Source organism: Ruficoccus sp. ZRK36 (assembly GCF_019603315.1).
Taxonomy (GTDB): domain Bacteria; phylum Verrucomicrobiota; class Verrucomicrobiia; order Opitutales; family Cerasicoccaceae; genus Ruficoccus.
The window spans coordinates 900,213-916,583 of record NZ_CP080649.1; the positions used below are offsets into that span (position 1 = coordinate 900,213).

Annotated in this window: 17 protein-coding genes; 6 read left to right on the plus strand and 11 right to left on the minus strand. The window is 59.0% G+C overall.

Annotated features, from left to right (window positions below; translation table 11 throughout):
• Positions 1-51: 51 nt before the first annotated feature.
• Together gnd and K0V07_RS03945 are read right to left on the minus strand one after the other, a co-directional pair.
• On the minus strand, positions 52-1,074 hold the full coding sequence (gene gnd, locus K0V07_RS03940) for a phosphogluconate dehydrogenase (NAD(+)-dependent, decarboxylating) (protein WP_220623237.1): 1,023 nt from the start codon (positions 1,072-1,074) through the stop codon (positions 52-54).
• A gap of 108 nt (positions 1,075-1,182) precedes the next feature.
• Positions 1,183-1,953, minus strand: a complete 771-nt coding sequence (locus tag K0V07_RS03945; RefSeq protein ID WP_220623238.1) for a tetratricopeptide repeat protein — start codon at positions 1,951-1,953, stop codon at positions 1,183-1,185.
• Between the two features lie 165 nt (positions 1,954-2,118).
• Here K0V07_RS03945 and K0V07_RS03950 point away from each other — a divergent pair, with 165 nt between their 5' ends.
• Positions 2,119-2,772 (plus strand): GPP34 family phosphoprotein, encoded by a 654-nt coding sequence (locus K0V07_RS03950; RefSeq protein ID WP_220623239.1) that lies wholly within the window; start codon positions 2,119-2,121, stop codon positions 2,770-2,772.
• 9 nt (positions 2,773-2,781) lie between these two features.
• Here the strand turns inward: K0V07_RS03950 and K0V07_RS03955 are convergent, their stop codons facing one another.
• The 5 genes from K0V07_RS03955 to K0V07_RS03975 form a co-directional block, all read right to left on the minus strand.
• Positions 2,782-3,105: a hypothetical protein gene (locus K0V07_RS03955; RefSeq protein ID WP_220623240.1), complete on the minus strand. Its 324-nt coding sequence runs from the start codon at positions 3,103-3,105 to the stop codon at positions 2,782-2,784.
• Positions 3,098-3,466, minus strand: a complete 369-nt coding sequence (locus tag K0V07_RS03960; protein WP_220623241.1) for a cupin domain-containing protein — start codon at positions 3,464-3,466, stop codon at positions 3,098-3,100. The genes K0V07_RS03955 and K0V07_RS03960 overlap by 8 nt, the downstream gene beginning before the upstream one ends.
• A gap of 73 nt (positions 3,467-3,539) precedes the next feature.
• Positions 3,540-4,433: a hypothetical protein gene (locus K0V07_RS03965; protein WP_220623242.1), complete on the minus strand. Its 894-nt coding sequence runs from the start codon at positions 4,431-4,433 to the stop codon at positions 3,540-3,542.
• Between the two features lie 63 nt (positions 4,434-4,496).
• On the minus strand, positions 4,497-5,636 hold the full coding sequence (dnaN, locus tag K0V07_RS03970) for a DNA polymerase III subunit beta (RefSeq protein ID WP_220623243.1): 1,140 nt from the start codon (positions 5,634-5,636) through the stop codon (positions 4,497-4,499).
• 369 nt (positions 5,637-6,005) lie between these two features.
• Positions 6,006-7,292 carry a competence/damage-inducible protein A gene (locus K0V07_RS03975; RefSeq protein WP_220623244.1) on the minus strand — a complete coding sequence of 429 codons (1,287 nt, stop codon included), beginning with the start codon at positions 7,290-7,292 and terminating at the stop codon, positions 6,006-6,008.
• Between the two features lie 110 nt (positions 7,293-7,402).
• On the opposite strand from K0V07_RS03975, the gene K0V07_RS03980 reads away from it, so the two are divergent.
• Positions 7,403-8,935, plus strand: coding sequence for an excinuclease ABC subunit UvrC (locus K0V07_RS03980; RefSeq protein ID WP_220623245.1), 1,533 nt, complete (start codon positions 7,403-7,405; stop codon positions 8,933-8,935).
• A 24-nt stretch (positions 8,936-8,959) separates the two neighbouring features.
• Here the strand turns inward: K0V07_RS03980 and K0V07_RS03985 are convergent, their stop codons facing one another.
• On the minus strand, positions 8,960-9,694 hold the full coding sequence (locus tag K0V07_RS03985; protein WP_220623246.1) for a hypothetical protein: 735 nt from the start codon (positions 9,692-9,694) through the stop codon (positions 8,960-8,962).
• A 535-nt stretch (positions 9,695-10,229) separates the two neighbouring features.
• Here K0V07_RS03985 and K0V07_RS03990 point away from each other — a divergent pair.
• Positions 10,230-10,745 carry a peroxiredoxin gene (locus K0V07_RS03990; protein WP_220623247.1) on the plus strand — a complete coding sequence of 172 codons (516 nt, stop codon included), beginning with the start codon at positions 10,230-10,232 and terminating at the stop codon, positions 10,743-10,745.
• Positions 10,746-11,378: 633 nt separating this feature from the next.
• Here the strand turns inward: K0V07_RS03990 and K0V07_RS03995 are convergent.
• On the minus strand, positions 11,379-11,585 hold the full coding sequence (locus tag K0V07_RS03995; RefSeq protein ID WP_220623248.1) for a hypothetical protein: 207 nt from the start codon (positions 11,583-11,585) through the stop codon (positions 11,379-11,381).
• 464 nt (positions 11,586-12,049) lie between these two features.
• On the opposite strand from K0V07_RS03995, the gene K0V07_RS04000 reads away from it, so the two are divergent.
• Entirely contained in the window at positions 12,050-12,634 is a 585-nt protein-coding gene (locus tag K0V07_RS04000) for a DUF1697 domain-containing protein (RefSeq protein ID WP_220623249.1), read from the plus strand.
• Between the two features lie 15 nt (positions 12,635-12,649).
• On the opposite strand, the gene K0V07_RS04005 is transcribed toward K0V07_RS04000, so the two are convergent.
• Positions 12,650-13,636, minus strand: a complete 987-nt coding sequence (locus tag K0V07_RS04005; RefSeq protein WP_220623250.1) for a J domain-containing protein — start codon at positions 13,634-13,636, stop codon at positions 12,650-12,652.
• A gap of 173 nt (positions 13,637-13,809) precedes the next feature.
• Here K0V07_RS04005 and holA point away from each other — a divergent pair, with 173 nt between their 5' ends.
• Entirely contained in the window at positions 13,810-14,904 is a 1,095-nt protein-coding gene (holA, locus tag K0V07_RS04010) for a DNA polymerase III subunit delta (protein WP_220623251.1), read from the plus strand.
• Positions 14,905-15,021: 117 nt separating this feature from the next.
• Here holA and K0V07_RS04015 read toward each other — a convergent pair whose 3' ends face one another.
• Positions 15,022-15,573: an SET domain-containing protein-lysine N-methyltransferase gene (locus tag K0V07_RS04015; protein WP_220623252.1), complete on the minus strand. Its 552-nt coding sequence runs from the start codon at positions 15,571-15,573 to the stop codon at positions 15,022-15,024.
• A 357-nt stretch (positions 15,574-15,930) separates the two neighbouring features.
• Between K0V07_RS04015 and K0V07_RS04020 the strand changes: the two genes are divergently transcribed.
• On the plus strand, positions 15,931-16,371 hold the full coding sequence (locus K0V07_RS04020) for a DUF4019 domain-containing protein (RefSeq protein ID WP_220623253.1): 441 nt from the start codon (positions 15,931-15,933) through the stop codon (positions 16,369-16,371).

Consider the following 16,371-nt stretch of genomic DNA (forward strand, 5'->3'; position numbering starts at 1 on the left):
CGGCCAGAACGACCGGGCACCGGAAAATGAATGCTTAAGAATCCGCTGTACTTACCCCATCGGGGTGACACCTGATTTCTCCAGGTGGCCGCCGAACTGGTAGCGCATGGCGGAGCAGACCTTGTCCGCAAAGGCGTGCTCCTCGCGGGAGCGGAAGCGCGAGTACAGGGCGCTGGTCAGCACGGAGGCGGGCGTGGCGGAGTCGATAGCGGCCTCGATCGTCCAGCGGCCTTCGCCGGAGTCCGAGACGCGGCCCGAGAACTTCTCCAGCTCTGCGTCGCCGATGAAGGAGGCAGCGGTCAGGTCGAGCAACCAGGAGGCGATGACAGAGCCACGGCGCCAGACTTCGGAGACCTCACCCAGATTGATGTGGTAGTCGAGGTCACCGTGCATGGAGGGCGCGGTCTCGGCATCCACCTCCTGAGCGCGGGTGTCGCAGTCGGCGTTCTTGAGGATGTCGAGGCCCTCGGCGTAAGCGGCCATGATGCCATACTCGATGCCGTTGTGGACCATCTTCACAAAGTGCCCGGCCCCGGCCTTACCGCAGTGCAGGTAGCCCTTGTGGGCGGTGCCGCCGGCGGGGCGATTGGGGGTCGGCTCGGCGTCGCCTTCGCCGGGAGCGATAGTGGCGAAAATCGGGTCGAGGTGCTGCACCGGGCCATCCTCACCGCCGATCATGAGGCAGTAGCCACGCTCCAGGCCCCAGACACCACCGGAGGTGCCGCAGTCAATGTAGTGGATGCCCTTGGGCTCCAGCTCCTTCGCGCGGCGGCGGTCGTCGCGGAAGTAGGAGTTACCGCCATCGATGATGATGTCGCCCTTGTCCATGAGGTCGGCCAGCTGCTTGACCACCTTGTCGGTGATAGCGGCAGGGATCATGACCCAGGCGGCAGCCGGTTTTTCCAGTTTGGAGACAAATTCTTCGAGTGTACTGGAGCCCACCGCGCCCTCGGCTACCAGTTCAGCTACAGTTTCCGGGTTGGTATCGTAAACGACACACGTGTGCCCGGCTTTCATCAAACGGCGCACAATGTTAGCGCCCATACGGCCGAGGCCGACCATTCCCAATTGCATGACAGATCCTTGGTTGAATTGAATAGGAGAGAGGAGAGTGCTCAGGCTTATCCATGAGCAGACAATCTGCCAACCCTTTTCCCACAGTGGCAGACTTTTAACTTACACTCAGGGACGGCCCTGAGGGCCACTACCGGACTTCTCGGGAGGTCGTGTGCGTATGAGTTGCTGGTCGATATAGTCGAGCTCGGCCTTGGCCTGCCGGTCCTTGGGATTCATTTTGAGACATTGTTGGTAAAGGGCCTTCGCCTTGTCGTAGTCGCCCAACTCGACGTAAACATACCCCTGCATACGCAGCGCACGACCGAGATCATCGAGTTTGTCTGCCTCGGGTGAAAACTCCGTCGCTTTCTCAGCTTCCTGGTAAGTCTTCAGTGCCTTTTGCATATGCCCTTGCTTGATGTATGTGTAGCCCAGCTCGTTCAGAAACATGGCGTTCATAGGAGATAGGTCCAAAGCTTCGTTCAGGTACTGCTCGGCCTGATCAAAATTGCCCCGCGAGACCTCAATGTATCCGCTGTAGTACAGAGCAAGTGCGAACCGATAATCCACCACAATAGCGCTCTTTTTATCCGTGGGCCGGATCGGCTTTCCCGCGGCGATAGCCGCCAGGTAAACCAAACTTTCCGTATTACCACGGGCGCAGTAAAACTGCTGCCCGTCCGCCTTCTCCAGCGCGTGCAGTTGCGCGATCGCCGGAAGGAGGATATCCTGCATCGCACGATTTGTCTTACCCTCGGTGACGAGAGTCGGCACTTCGAGAACCGGATACTTGCAGGTTAAGTCCCGATCGGTCTTGGAGGGGGTTTCCTGTGCTTGTATCGGGAGCGCAAGACAGGCAAAAAACAAAAGTCGGAGATAGCGTGCGGGTATTTTCACATCCACAAAAGGTTGGGTAAGACACATCATGTTATATACCCAGTGCAAAGATACAACCGCATACTACTAGTGAATACTAATCTGGCTGGATACGTGCCCCACAACTCGTCAGACCCAATCCCAAATAATCTTGCCGCAACGATCAGCTCCTTCCATAACCGCCTTATGCTCCGATTTGCCGAAGAAATCATCCTCCTCGCCTTGAATGATGAAACCGGCAAGATCAGCCGGAACGTCCCCGAGCTCTCGCTCGAATGTGCCATCGCAGGCGCCCTGCTCATGGAGCTGGACTTCACCAAGCGGATCGACACCAGCGTGGACAGCATCACGCTCGTCAACTCCGACCCCACCGGCGACCCGCTGCTGGACGAAACCGTCGCCATGCTGGGCAAGGTCGGCCAGAGCACACCCATTACTCAAGCTCTGGCCAAGCTGATGCTCAAGGCGGACGAGTTCGAAAGCCGCCTGCTGGCCTCGCTTATCCACAAGGGCATTCTGAAAGAGGAGAACAAATCCTTTCTGTGGATCAAAGGCGAGCGGACCTACCCGGCCATCGACGGCTCTGAAGAATCTGAAGTGCGCACGCGCATCCGCATGATCATCCTGACCGACACTCTGCCGGACCCGCGCGACGTGGCCATCATCTCGCTGATGGAGGCCTGCCGCCTGTACCGCACGGTCTTCCTCAACGAGGAGCTCTCGCACTGCCGGAAGCGCATCGCCCAGGTGGCGAAAATGGACTTCATCGGGCAGGGCATCGCCCGCGTGCTCAAGCTCACCGATACGCATCCGATCGAAGAAATCGCCCACATGGGCTGATCACCTCGATCATTCCCCATTCACGGCCGGATTATCGTTTTCTGGCTTCGGCGATTGATCTGCGCTCATCGCAGGCACAGCCACCACATCTACCTGCGAGAAGTCCGGGGGCTCCAGTAGGTGATCAAAGCTTTGGCCCGCCTGCTCGGGGCTCATGCCCGCGAAGCTCGCAACCGGTTTAGCGGATGCGGTCTCTATCTGATCAGCCGCAGGTGTCGAGTGACAGCCGATTAACGGTAAACAACCGGCAACGACAAAAATCAGGGAAAAACAGCGGAAGACGCACACCACAGGTCCGCGCACCGAGTTGATCATTACCAAAAAGCTATTCATCGAGATAAACCATATCTGAAAGATGCCAAGCAGGCACGCAGGTCAGGATCATCACAAGCGTTTCGTCGCCGAGCGTCCAGATCTGATGATGCTGACCGGGACGTACCAGGATCGTGTCGCCGGGCTCAATGGTGCCCAAGTCTCCGTCTAATTCCACCCGACCGCGGCCCTCCAGAACGTAGAAGCTCTCTTCGGAAATCGGGTGGTAGTGCGGCCTGGAACTTGCTCCAGGTTTGATCTCAACCCGGAATAAACTGTGGATTTTTGTGCCGGCTGAGCGAGGGCCGACTAGTTCGTAAATGCTTTCTCCGTGGGGCCAGTGGATGGGCTCCAAGCGGCGGGTCTTGGACAGGTGATGCATATTACCTGCACTAATGTTTGAGACAAAAGAAGATGCAAACCTATTTTAGGGGTTAGTCCCTAACGCCGTTAGATTAATAAGACATCGTTGTCCCGAGATAATTCAGCATCCAAATCTCTTTCCACAGCCGGTAGCGCCCCTCCTGTGTCAGATGACCATACTCCTCCTGCAGATCCGTCGGCATGAGGAATCCCAGCTGGCGATTCAGGCGCTCCAGCGCCTGCTGCTCACGGTTTAGCTCCAGCACGGGCTCATCATCGGGGTCCCAGGGCTGCACCTTTACACCGTTGAGGCCAAGCTCATGGAGCCGCCGACGGTGGAAGCGGATCAACGGCTGCAGGCGGCGGATGAGCGGCTTGCGGCGGATATCCCAGGTCTCCGGGTAGTAGCCGCCAAAGGGCAGAAAGATGTTATCGCTGACGATCCGGCGGCCATCGGTGGTATTCGTCGTCAGGATGTAGGCGACATTGACCGCCCCGGCCCGCTGCGGGAAGAACAGGATCTGGCAACGCGTCTCGCCATTGCCCTCCTGATAGATCGTTGAGCGGATAGAGAAGGTGTTGGCGAACTCGGCCTTGACCGCCTGAAGCTTTTTAAAGCCCTGCCCACGCAACCAGTCACGCATGGCGATAAATTTACGCTGGGCCGGCCACTCATCCCCGTCGAGATTGGGGCCGAACTTCGGAAAAAGCGGGATCGGGCTCTTACTGATGGCAGCGATGAGCAGCCAGTTGTAAACGGTCTCGATCAGAAACCAGCCGATGAAAGCGACCAGCGTCAGCAGCCAGAAGGGCCGCGCGCTCCACTCAAAGGCATGAGCAAAAACCGCCATACCCACCGCAAACAGGATCCAGCGCAGCCAGCGGTTTAAAATACCGATCAGAGGCAGGCGCCAGTTGATGTTCCCCAGGCTGATAAGCAGGGACAACAACAACAATCCGATGACAATCTGGACGGCAAGGGACATAATACTATGTCAGGTGCTCGCTCAGTATTGTTCCGTCCTGACGAGTGGGTGAAGCAGCACTCCTTAGCTCAGGCGCAGCGGCATGATGACGCAGAGGAAATCATCCAGCGTCTTGAACACGCCCGGGCTCAGCTCATCCTTGAACTCGAAGTAAATCTCGTCGGCATTGAGGGCCTTGAGCGGGTCCATGAGGAAGTGCGGGTTAAAGGCGACCTGAACTTCCTTACCCTCGTAGGCGATAGCCATACGCTCGCGGGATTCACCGACCTCGGGGGACGAACCGCTGATTTCGAGCAGGTTGTTACCCAGCTTCAGCTTGACCGAGTTGTTCTTGTCGCTGGTGACGAGGGCGGCACGCTGCACACACTCGGCCATCAGCTCACGCTCGATCTTGATGCGGCTTTCGGTCTCCTTCGGGATGACCTGGCGGTAGTTCGGGTAGTTACCCTCGACGATCTTCGAGACCAGATAGATCGACTCGGTGAGGCCGGAGGAATCGGCCGCGTCCTCAGCGATGCGGATCTCAAAGGCGACCTGACGGTCGGTAAAGGTGATTTTCAGCTCTTCGCCCTGGCCGAGCAGGCGCTCGAGCTCAGTCACGGTCTTGGCCGGGAGGATAAAGTTACCGGCGTTTTCAGCGGTCACTTCCAGCTCCTTGCCGGTGAGGGCGAGACGGCGGCCATCGGTGGCCACGAGCGTCAGCTTTTCATCCCCGAAGACGAAGTACACGCCGTTGAGAATGTAGCGGTTTTCGTCCGAGCTCATGGCGTAGGACACGCTCTTGAGCATCGACAGGATATCACCCTGCTGGAGGTTGAAAACGTGCTGATCTGCAAAAGAGGGCAGGGGCGGGAATTCCTCCTGGGCGATGCCCATGATGCGGAACTCCGAACCGCCGGAGGAGCAGGTGATCTTGGCCTGGTTGCCACTGGAGGCATCCAGCTCGACTCCGGTATCAGGCAGGGCGCGAACGATCGTAGCCAGGCGGCGTACGGGCAGCGTGATACCGCCCGGTTGCTCCACTTCGCACTTGATGCGGCAGCGGATGCCCAGGTCGAGATTGGTCGTGGTCAGTGAAAGCGTGTCGCCCTCAGCCTGGATGAGCACATTGCTCAAAATCGGCATGGTGGCGCGGGTGCCAACGACGTTGAGCACCTGCTGGAGTCCGTTCACGAAGTGGTCCCGGTGAATCTTAAACTTCATGTGACAGCGAGAGTGAGTGGTTTTGGAATAACTGACAACCCTTGAATATTAATGTATTAGATATTTAAAAAGGGTATTACTCTTAATAAGGGCTGTCGGTGAGTGGAATAACCCGGTAAACCCGATGGCTACCAAGTGCTTGCCGAACAATTTGGCGGTGGATAACTCCGGGCGCAAGCCTCAATAACCCTGAATAAGTTACCCTCTTTTTTTACCGACACAGTTATTCCCAACTTACCGGCACCTTTTTGTTACCTTTCTCCACAGAGGCAGAAAACGGGTGACTTTTCATAAATTCTGGGCACGACAAAGTTGGTCGACCTGCTTGTTGTCGGCAATCAGAAGGGGGGTGAGATAGCCTCTCTCTTACTACTGCTCGGAGGCCATGGCCTGGAGGGCGTCCTCGACCTTGTACTTGTTGAGCTTGCGGCGCATCACATCGAGGGCACGCATGACGGCGCGGACCTTGACGGTGGAGCGTTCGCCCGGATAGACCATGCGCACGCACCAAGTACCGGCGGGGGCATGGTAGCCGATGTAGATAGTGCCGACCGGGTTCTCCTGGGTGCCGCCGTTGGGGCCGGCAAAGCCCGTCACGGAGAGGGCGTACTCGGTGGAGAGGCGCTCGGCTGCGCCGGTGGCCATGGCCACGGCGGTTTCGGCGCTGACGGCTCCGTGCTGGGAGATGATGCACTCGGGGACCCCGAGCAGCTCCATCTTGGCGTCATTGTTGTAGCACACGATGCCCCCGGCAAAGACCTTGGAGGCGCCGGGGATGTCGGTAAAGGCGTTTGAGAGCAGGCCGCCGGTGCAGGATTCGGCCACGGCGAGCGTTTTTTCGTCCGCACGCAGGTGGTCAAAGATGACCTTGGCGATGGAATCCTCGCCGTAGCAGACGAAGTCCTCGCCGAGCGCTTCGCGGCACTCCTTGGCGATGTTCTGCACGGCGCAGCGGGAGAAGTCTCCGCGCCCGCGGCTCAGGCGCACATCGACCATGCCCTGATGGGCACAATAGGCCACGCCGAGCCCCTCGTGCTTGACGAAAATCGGGGTCAGCAGGTGGTCGAGGGCACTCTCGCCAATGCCCATCGTGCGCAGCTGCACGTAGGCCTCGTCGAGTTTGCACATGCCCTCGGCGCAGAGGCGGGGCAGGACCTGATCGGCGAGCATGGGGATCATTTCATTGGCGGGGCCGGGCAGCATGGCCAGGCACTTGCCGTCCTTTTTCAGCCAGATGCCGGGTGCGGTGCCGTTGGGATTGGGTAAAATCTCCGCGCCCTTGGGCAGGTAGCACTGCTTGAGGTTGTTCGGGCTGACGGTGCGGCCCATGCGCTCAAAGCGCTTGCGGATGGCCTGCTCGATTTCCTCGGCGTAGATCAGCTCCAGCCCGAGCACGTCGGCGATGACTTCGCGGGTGTTGTCGTCGCTGGTCGGGCCGAGGCCGCCGGTGGTCAGAATGATGTCCGACTGGTTCCAGCTCTCCGTGAAAAAGCGGCGGATCTCGTCCGGGGCATCGTTAAAGCAGACGTTGCGCTGGAGAAAGAGGCCGTGGCGGGCCAGTTCGCGCCCGATGTGGGCGAGGTGGGTGTTCTCGCGGATGCCGAGCAGCAGCTCGTCGCCGAGATTCAGAAGTTCTACGCGGGGATTTGACGACATGGGTAAATACGGGTTCAGTCGGACCAGTGACCACCCGTTACCCTGCGCTCGCGCATTTTGGAGCGGACTTTGGCCGACTATTCCCGTCTAATTAACGCACGCGCCCGCAAATGCCAACCCCGCAAACCAAGAAAAAATTGAATGAGGCGGTGCGGCGACTGCCGCACACCCCCGGCGTCTACCTGATGAAGGACCGGGTCGGGACCGTCTTGTACGTGGGCAAGGCCAAGGACCTGAAGAAGCGCGTCAGCACGTATTTCCAGCCCTCTCGCAAGCGCCAGATCGCCCAGCCCAAAGTCACCGCCATGATCGAGTTGGTGCACGAGGTCGAGACGATCGATGTGAAAACCGAGACCGAGGCGCTGCTGCTGGAGGGCCGCCTGATCAAGGAGTACAAGCCCAAGTACAACACCGATTTTACCGACAACAAACAGTTCCTGCTCGTGCGGGTGGACATCGGCGCGGAGCTGCCGCGCTTCCGGCTGACCCGTAACCGCAAGGACGACGGTGCGCGCTATTTCGGTCCGTTTGTGCACGCCGGATTGTTGCGTAAGACCCTGGCGCAGATGCGGATAAAGTTTGGCATCCTCCTCGGGGACGCCCACCCGGTGCGTCTGCCCGATGGTCGCTGGATGCGCTACGACGACGCCCGGGCCGAGATTTACAAGGCCGCCGAACCGGTCAGCGTGGAGGAGTATCGGGGCTTTGTGGAGGAGGCCTGTGCCTTTCTCGATGGGAAATCCCGCGAGTGGCTGGCCAAGCTGAAGGAAAAAATGGCCGTCGCCGCCGAGGCCCGCGAATACGAGAAAGCCGCCGAGCTGCGCGACCAGGTGCAGGCTATGGAGGCGACGCTGGAGCCGGCCCGCCGTTTTACCCGGACCACGCTGCCGCTGCCGGACGCCCCGGCCGAGGCCATGGCCTCACTGCAGGCTTCGCTCGAGCTACCGACGCTGCCGCAGCACATGGAGTGTTTCGATATTTCGCACATCTCGGGTTCCTTCGTGGTGGCGTCGATGGCGTACTTCGCCAGCGGCAAGCCCGACCGCGCACAGAATCGCCGCTACAGGATCAAGAGTTTCGTGGGAAATGATGACTTCCGGGCGATGGAGGAGGTCGTCGGCCGCCGCTACCTGCGCTTGAAGGAGGAGGGCCGGGCCTTTCCGGATCTGGTCGTGATCGACGGTGGGCAGGGCCAGGTCCACGCCGCGATGAAGGCCTTTATGTTCCACGGGCTGGAGATGCCGCCGCTCATTGGCTTGGCTAAAAAGGAGGAGACGGTGATTTTCGCCGACGGGCGCGAGCCGCTCAACCTGCCGCACCACAACAGCGGGCTGCGGCTGCTCCAGCGTCTGCGCGACGAGGCTCACCGCCTGGCCAACGGCTACAACGCCCAGCTGCGGTCCAAGCGTATCCGCGAGACGATTCTGGACGAGTTCGAGGGGCTGGGCCCGGTCCGCCGCAAGGCCCTGCTGGATCACTTTCACTCGATCGACCGCCTCCGCAAGGCCAGCCCCGAGGAGCTTCAGCAGGTCGAGGGCATCGGCCCCAAGCTCGCCGCTGCGCTGCATGCGTTTCTGCGCCGCGAGCCGTCCGGCCCCGCCATGCAAAAGGGGGACCCTGCGGCCCCCCTACGTTTACACTAAAATGATCGGTGGTTTCAGAACAACTCAGGCAGCTTTGCGCTGAGCGTTACTGCGGATACGCCGGTAGGTCAATGCGCCCAGCCCGGCGGCGCCCATCAGCCAGATGCCGTCGGAGGGTTCGGGGACGAGTGTCAGCGAGCCGCGAATCATGTCCGCCCCGCTGTTACCGCTGAAGCGAATGATAAAGGCGTAGGTCCCGTTGGTGGCTTTTTCCGGGAAGAAGGTTTCGCCGGGCACCGGGAAGGCGATGTTTGCGTCGGGATAAGAGGCGTTGTTCCCCAGGATCATGTCGTATGGCTGGTCTTCGTCGGTGAAGTTGAACTCGATCGACATGACTTCGTTGCCGCTGACATCCGGTGCGACCACGGCACCTTCGACTCCGGAGGAAAAGCTCATGGTCAGCTGGTCGTAGTTGCCGGAGGGGGCGTCTGAGGTCGCATTGATTATGCTAATGCTGCCTGTGGTGGGGCTCACACTCTGAAACTCGGCACTGTACCAGCCATCCACGGTTACCTCGCCATTACTGACTGCGCCCCGGTAGGAGCCCGTCGTGGTGTAAAAGCTTAGGGGGAACGCATTGGACGGCTCCACACTGGTGTCGACATCCATGCTGATGCTGAAGGTATCTCCCGCGCTGAAGCTGCTCTGCAGCGACGTCGAGACATAGTTCAACTCGCCGGCAAACTGCCAGGTTTGGATTTCAGCGCAAACAGGCGAAGCGAGAGCAAAGAGGAAAGCGGCGGAATAAGATTTGTTCATGGTATTGATTAGCGGATGATGAGCGAACGCTAGGGCTCCTTCTCCTGCTGTCAACTGGTAAGCAACAGCTTATATAAAATCCACGGCTATCGGCCGGATCTGCGTATGGAAACCGTCCCTAGGCTGCTACAGTATTGGCGATGTGGGGCACTACAGGGTTTTACCAGGCGGTATCTACGAGACTTGTATAACCGTGCCTACGGCATTTTACTTTAAATAAAGTATTGTTTAACAACGCCTTACGTCATTGAATGATGGGTATGCGAGTTACCATTAAAAGCAAGCCCGACCTGTCGATGCTGAATAATGTGGCCTGCGAAGCACCCCGTGCCGCTGCGCCTTTACCGCGGGTTAGTTACCGCTCGGGTACGCCCGGTCTGTTGAATGGAGCCTCGCGTGATCAGGCCGGGGCCTGGAACTCTTTTTGGAGCCGCCTGTTGCGGCGCTAGTCCGGTGAGAGGACCGAGGCGGCGCGGCCTGTGGGAATGAGGTCGCGCCGCTTGCATGCGAGAAGGGCTTGCAGTAAGTTGCGCCCATGAAAAATCCCTTGCTGATTCTCGCCGGTGCGCTCGGACTGAGCAGTGCCGTTCAAGCTGAGCCCCTCAAAGTGGGGGATGACGCCCCTGTCATGGTTGTCGTCAATCAGGACGGTGAAGAAGTGGACCTAGGCAATGTCTATGCCGAAGGAACCACGCTCGTCTACTTTTACCCCAAGGCCGACACTCCCGGCTGTACGGCTCAGGCCTGCAGTCTGCGTGATGCCTACACAGAGCTGACCGATGCCGGGGTGACAGTGATCGGCGTCAGCGGGGACTCTGTGAAATCGCAGAAGGCATTCGCCGAGAAGTACAAGCTGCCGTTTACGCTGGTCTCCGACCCGGACAGCAAGCTGATGGAAGCCTTTGGAGTGCCCCATCGGTTGAGCTTTGCCTCCCGCCAGGCATACTTGATCCGGGACGGCAAGATCGTCTGGCTTGACTATAAGGCATCGACGAAGCAGCAGGCCGCCGATGCACTGGCCGCCCTTAAGGATGTTTCCGACGGCAGCTAAGCGTCGTTATTCTACCGCTACGTGTAGTAACCTTTGGCCCTACTGACATCATAGCGGTTCAGGTGTCCGAGGACTCTCTAAGCAGTCATCCATTACTGGCCCACGTCGGGCTCTTGGACACTTGTTATTGATAGATGTTTATCAACTAGGGTGGGGCACGCTAATTGAACATCACTAGATATGTGATGAGTGACATCCCTGCGCTGAATAGCAGTGCCAGAGTGCCTAGTATACGACTGGACCAAATGATCGTGCGGTGATCACCATTGCAAAAATCACTCGGCGACTCATGAGTCAGGCTATAGATCAGTGAATGATAGCGGTCTATAAGCTTTTCCTGGCTCGCAAGTACGAGATGTAATCCTAGCGCCGCAGAGATTAGGACCAATGCAGGTAGAAGCATATAAGGCATCATGTTTACGACCGCACCCATAACAGGGTTAATTGCCTAGGCACCCAGGGCCGCACAATCAATGTTTTATACCGCCGTATTGAGGCACAAACGAATAATAAGACAGGCGAAACGAGCCATTAGATATGCTGTCTTAAATCCCGGCACATGTATCTACGGGCTCCTAAGGCTGTCCTTGAAAGCCTCTTAACGTATCTGGACAGGTCTTTGCGTGACCTTACCTAGATCGCTACGTAAAAGATGACTCCGATGCTGAAGAGCAACAACACCACGCCGACCGCCTTAAGGCGCCAGATAATCTTCGGCATATTCCTGAAGTCTTCATCCTTCAGGGGCTGCATCGTCCGGGCCAGCTGGTAGTTCTGGTATTTTACCGTGAGGTTGTCTGCATTGGCCAGCACGAGATAGCACCCGAGAGCAGCGGGCACGCCGATTAATGCAGCGATACAAATCCAAAAAAGTCCTTCAAGCATTGCACTCGATATCAAAAAAAGCCATACACCTAGTTATTCTTCGTTCTTTTCAGAACTTATCACCATTCCCATAGAACCAAATTTGCAAAAAGGTAACCTCCGAATGCAGAAATTTCACATTTTTACAATTTTCTGTACTACGGTGTAGAAAAATCAGAAAAATAAAAAAGAATGGTTGACTTCGCCAAATAGAGTGATTCTATTGGGCGTATAAACTTTTTACGACTTCTCCTACGGGAGATGGGGTAACAAGCAACGAGATAAAGTAGAAAACAAATGGCGGAGCGTTTAGGGGTAGGCGCTCCGCCTTCATTTTATCTGGTCACAACGAGCCGCCAGAGTAATCCAGGCTCGGGGATGAGGATGCATTGATGCATCCGGACCCATCGGTAAAGAGGCGTTTCTAAGATCTGCATAAAATGCGCAAGCCTCCGACTACCAAGGATAAGCGAACATCGCCTCGTGCGTATGTGGCACTCCTGCGGGGCATCAATGTAGGCGGAAAAAACAAGATCCCCATGCCGGTGCTCAGGCAGAGCTTTGAGCGGGTGGGGATGACGAATGTCGCCACCTATATCAACTCCGGTAACGTCATCTTTACCGCTGGCGAGTACCCCCAGTCGGCACTGGCAGCGATCCTGGAAAAGGCGATCGAGGAAGACTTCGGACTGGAGATACCGGTGTTAGTGCGCAGCCGGGAGGAGATCGCAGCCGTCCACGCGGCTTTGCCGTCCCACTGGGAGAATGGAAAAGCTATGAAGGCGGACGTGCTCTTCCTCTGGGACGAGGTTGACGAGCCTGCTGTGCTGGAGCGCCTACCGCTCAAGCCCGGACTGGCCGAGGCCCTTTACGTGCCCGGAGCGGTGATAGTCGGAATTGACCGTGCCAACGTCAGCCGTAGTGGCCTGAGCCGTCTGGTCGGCTCACGTCTTTATGCGGCCATGACGATCCGCAACGTGAATACGCTCCGGCGTATCCATGCGCTGCTCTCAGGCGAAGAATAGTCGCGCGAGAGTGCGCTAGGTGTCCAGTGACTCGCGCAGCGTTTCCCAGGCCTTTTTCTGCGCCTCGGTTTGAGCCGGGGGAACGACAATCATGATGACCACGTAGAGGTCGCCACGGGTGCCATCGGCCTTTGCCATACCGAGCCCCTTGAGGCGCATGCGTCGCCCGGAGGGAGAGCCCGCTGGCACGTTGACCGATACGCGCTCTTTCAGCGTGGGCACGGTATGCTTCGCGCCGAGTGCGGCGTCCCAGGGCATGATTTCGAGCTCATATTCGAGATCGGCCCCTTCGACATGGAAGTCCGGGTGGCGCTCCAGTTTGACGTTTAGCAACAGGTCTCCAGCCGGACCGCCATTGCGGCCGCCCCGGCCTTTACCGCCGAGCCGGATCTGCTGCCCTTCGCGGACGCCTGCCGGGACTTTGACGCGCAAGGTCTCGACGCGGGTACTGCCTGCATGGTCAGGGCGCTTGAGACTGATTTCGCGGGTGGAGCCGTTGTTGGCCTCCTCCAGGGAGACGAGCAGGTCTGCCTGCAGGTCGCTGCCACGCTGGGGGCGCTGAGAGGCTCCACCGAAACCTCCGCCATAGCCGCTTCCGTCCTGATACTCGAAGCCTCCGACACCGCCTCGGCCTGCAGAGCCGAAGATGTGCTCGAAAAAGTCGCTGAAGCCCGTCCCGCCGAAGTGGAAGTCACGCGGGGTGCCACCGCCGGTACTGAAGCGCACGCCTTGGCCGCCACCCCAGTTGGGCGGCGGGGTGAAGTTCGCGCCCGCCTGCCAGTTACTGCCGAGCGCGTCGTACTTCTCGCGCTTGGCCGGGTCGCTCAGTACCTCGTAGGCCTCGTTGATCTCCTTGAACTTGGCCTCGGCACTTTCTTTGTCCTTGGCATGGTCGGGGTGGTATTCCCGCGCCAGCTTGCGGAATGCCTTTTTGATCTCGTCCTGGGGAGCCTCGCGGCTCACGCCCAGCACTTCATAGTAGTCACGATAACGCACAGACACGTTATAGAATTTGAATCAATTTTTTCTGAGAATCAACTGCTGCTTTACACTGTTTGCCGGGTTCCTTTCCTTAGCAGGGCATGAGAGCGGCTTCACTGACTCAAAAGTAGCATTCGGCGGCGGGTAAAAATCGGGATTGCCCCGATGGCAGGCAGCTTGCCATAGTCGTGGCCATGTCTGGAGCGGCTTTCACCTTCATCTGCGGGGACGACGATTTTCTCGTCGGCCAGGAAGGTCGGGCCCTCTTTACAGAAAAAACCCGCGACCTGGCGGACGATTTTTCCAAGGAAACGGTCGAGGCCGCCGCCCAGAACGTGGGCGAGGTCGAGGAGGTGGTGAATCGCTTCCGCGACTCCGTGCAGACGCTCTCCATGTTTGGAGACAAGAAGGTCGTCTGGCTCAAGGATGTGAGCTTCCTGGCCGACTCGGTCACGGGTCGCGCCGAGGGCACGAAAAAGCTGGTCGAGGACCTGCAGAGCGTGCTTGAGGGGCTCGATCCGGCCGCCGTCGAGGTGCTGATCACGGCCTTTCCCGTGGATCGCCGCCGTAAGGAGTTCAAGTGGTTCCAGAAAAACTCGGACTTCCATGACCTCAAGGGCGCCGGAGATGAGGACTCGCTCATCGAGCTGGCCCGCACCGAGGCCGCCAACCTCGACGCCTCGCTCTCCATGCGCGGGGCCGCCGCCCTCGTCGCCCGCGTGCAGGGAAACACCCGGCTCATCCTGGAGGAGACCCGTAAGCTCGCCACCTACGCCGGACCCGGCGGGGAGATCTCCGAGAACCACGTGGCTGAGCTCGTACCGGCCTTCGGGGAGGGGGACTTTTTCGAGGCCGCCGAGGCGTTCTTCTCCATGGACCTGGGCTGGACGCTGGAGGCCCTGCGCCGGCACTTTTTCACCAGTAATGAGGCGCGGCCGCTCATTGCCTCGATGCAGAACCGCAACCGTCTCATGATCCAGCTGCGGGTGCTGATGGATGCCGGAGAGCTGAAGCTGAGTCCGCGCGGCTTCGCCAAGCCTGAGTTTGACCGCGCCGCGCGCACCTACGCCAAGCACTTTGGGGGCTTCGACACGAAGGCCTCCTTTAACGTCTTTACCCAAAACCTCTGGTACCTCGGCAACAAGATCGCCCCCAGCGCCCGCCCGCTCAACCTCAAGCGCCTGATCGACTTCCAGCTGGAGTTCATGCGGGCCTTCGAGGACCTCATCCGCCGCTCCACCGACCAGGAGGCCGTCATGCGCGACCTCGCCATCCGTTGCCTGTCCTAGGCACTGCGAGCTTCAGTAAAAAAGAGACCGGCGCGGGGTTACCGGGCCGGTCCACATGGGTTGGTTGTTTGAGTGTGCCATGGTGCCGGCGCATGTGCGCCGGTCATCAGCAAAGTTTTATCCGTGGCCGTTGAGGGTTATCCCGAGGCCGCTCGGGGCCACATCCTTGACCAGCGAGCGGGGCAGGGTGCGGCGGCGGGGCCGGGGCTCCTCTACCTCGGGTGAGCAGGTCAGGTCGCTCCACGGGCACGGGTCGTAGTGGCCGTAGTTTTCGACGATTTCCTCGCCTGCGTAGATATCGCGCAGGGTGACCGAGCACAGCGGGTCCCCGTCGGAGGGGGCGCCGGAGTTGGGCTCGTCCGAGTGGTTGACGTAGCGCGCATTGTCCAGGCAGACGATGATGCTGTCCAGACGCTGGGAGTAGTAGCCATAGATGCGGGCGGCGCTGAGGATCCCGTTGATGGTTTTGTTGGTGCGCGAGGCGGCGAGGGTTTCGAGCTGGACGCGGCCCAGGAGCATGACGTTGTCGACGGTGGCTTTCCACCATGTGGTGCCGGCAGGAATAAACGTCCGGGCGAAAACGCCGCAGCCGTGGATCGGGCTGGGGCGGACCTCCGTGTAGATGTCGAGCAGACTGTCGGAGGAGGAGGGAACGGGATTCATGGACATGACGGATCCGGATTTTAAAGCTCCTGACCCTCACGCACTCCCGACGGTTTTGACCCCGTCCGCGGCCGATATTTCCTCTGTTGTTCCGCCGCCTCATCAGGTGCGACCACAAAGCAATAACCGGGCGCTCAAGCCAAGAATTGAAGACGTTTGTGGTGTGTTGATGATGGTTGCCGCGGGCCCGAAACGGACCGCTCGCGGGCGGTTATATCGACGGGGTAAATATCTGTGTTAATTTGTGCTAAATGTCGAGATTGATATACGCGGAAACCGCAGATTTTTAAGGGGGCTCAGCGGCGGGTTTCCCGCCCGGTAAAGCACTCGACACCGGGCCTGAATCCGGGCAGGCTTGCTGCCATGAAAATCCGCCCGATGTGTTCGCTTTCGCGCCTCTGCGCTGTGCTTGTTTTTGCCCTGCTGGCGACTCCGGCCTGGGCGCTGCCGGTACGCGAGGTCGCCGGTCGCGAGGCCGTGGACGCGTGGCTGAAGCTCGTGGACAACGGCGAGTACGCCGAAAGCTGGAAGGCGACGGCCCCGCTGTTTCGCGAGTCGATCAAGCAGCAGGAGTGGGTCGAGCTGATCAGTAAGGTCCGCTCACCGCTGGGCAAGGTCGAGAGCCGTACGCTCAAGGCCCTCTTTATCACCGATGAGCTGCCGGATGCCCCTCCGGGCGAGTACCTGGTTGCGCAGTTTCAGACGAAATTCGCCGGGCGCGAGGACATGGCCATCGAGACCGTCACCCCCATGTGGGACAACGATGCCCAAGCCTGGTATGTATGCGGCTACTACATCAAGTAG

Coding starts and splice junctions, on each gene's coding strand:
- K0V07_RS03980 (WP_220623245.1), top strand. CDS start 7,403: ATGCCAACCCCGCAAACCAAGAAAAAATTGAATGAGGCGGTGCGGCGA.
- K0V07_RS03975 (WP_220623244.1), bottom strand. CDS start 7,292: ATGTCGTCAAATCCCCGCGTAGAACTTCTGAATCTCGGCGACGAGCTG.
- K0V07_RS04000 (WP_220623249.1), top strand. CDS start 12,050: ATGCGCAAGCCTCCGACTACCAAGGATAAGCGAACATCGCCTCGTGCG.
- K0V07_RS03960 (WP_220623241.1), bottom strand. CDS start 3,466: ATGCATCACCTGTCCAAGACCCGCCGCTTGGAGCCCATCCACTGGCCC.
- K0V07_RS03950 (WP_220623239.1), top strand. CDS start 2,119: ATGCTCCGATTTGCCGAAGAAATCATCCTCCTCGCCTTGAATGATGAA.
- dnaN (WP_220623243.1), bottom strand. CDS start 5,636: ATGAAGTTTAAGATTCACCGGGACCACTTCGTGAACGGACTCCAGCAG.
- K0V07_RS03990 (WP_220623247.1), top strand. CDS start 10,230: ATGAAAAATCCCTTGCTGATTCTCGCCGGTGCGCTCGGACTGAGCAGT.
- K0V07_RS04020 (WP_220623253.1), top strand. CDS start 15,931: ATGAAAATCCGCCCGATGTGTTCGCTTTCGCGCCTCTGCGCTGTGCTT.
- holA (WP_220623251.1), top strand. CDS start 13,810: ATGTCTGGAGCGGCTTTCACCTTCATCTGCGGGGACGACGATTTTCTC.
- gnd (WP_220623237.1), bottom strand. CDS start 1,074: ATGCAATTGGGAATGGTCGGCCTCGGCCGTATGGGCGCTAACATTGTG.
- K0V07_RS04015 (WP_220623252.1), bottom strand. CDS start 15,573: ATGTCCATGAATCCCGTTCCCTCCTCCTCCGACAGTCTGCTCGACATC.
- K0V07_RS03955 (WP_220623240.1), bottom strand. CDS start 3,105: ATGAATAGCTTTTTGGTAATGATCAACTCGGTGCGCGGACCTGTGGTG.
- K0V07_RS03965 (WP_220623242.1), bottom strand. CDS start 4,433: ATGTCCCTTGCCGTCCAGATTGTCATCGGATTGTTGTTGTTGTCCCTG.
- K0V07_RS03985 (WP_220623246.1), bottom strand. CDS start 9,694: ATGAACAAATCTTATTCCGCCGCTTTCCTCTTTGCTCTCGCTTCGCCT.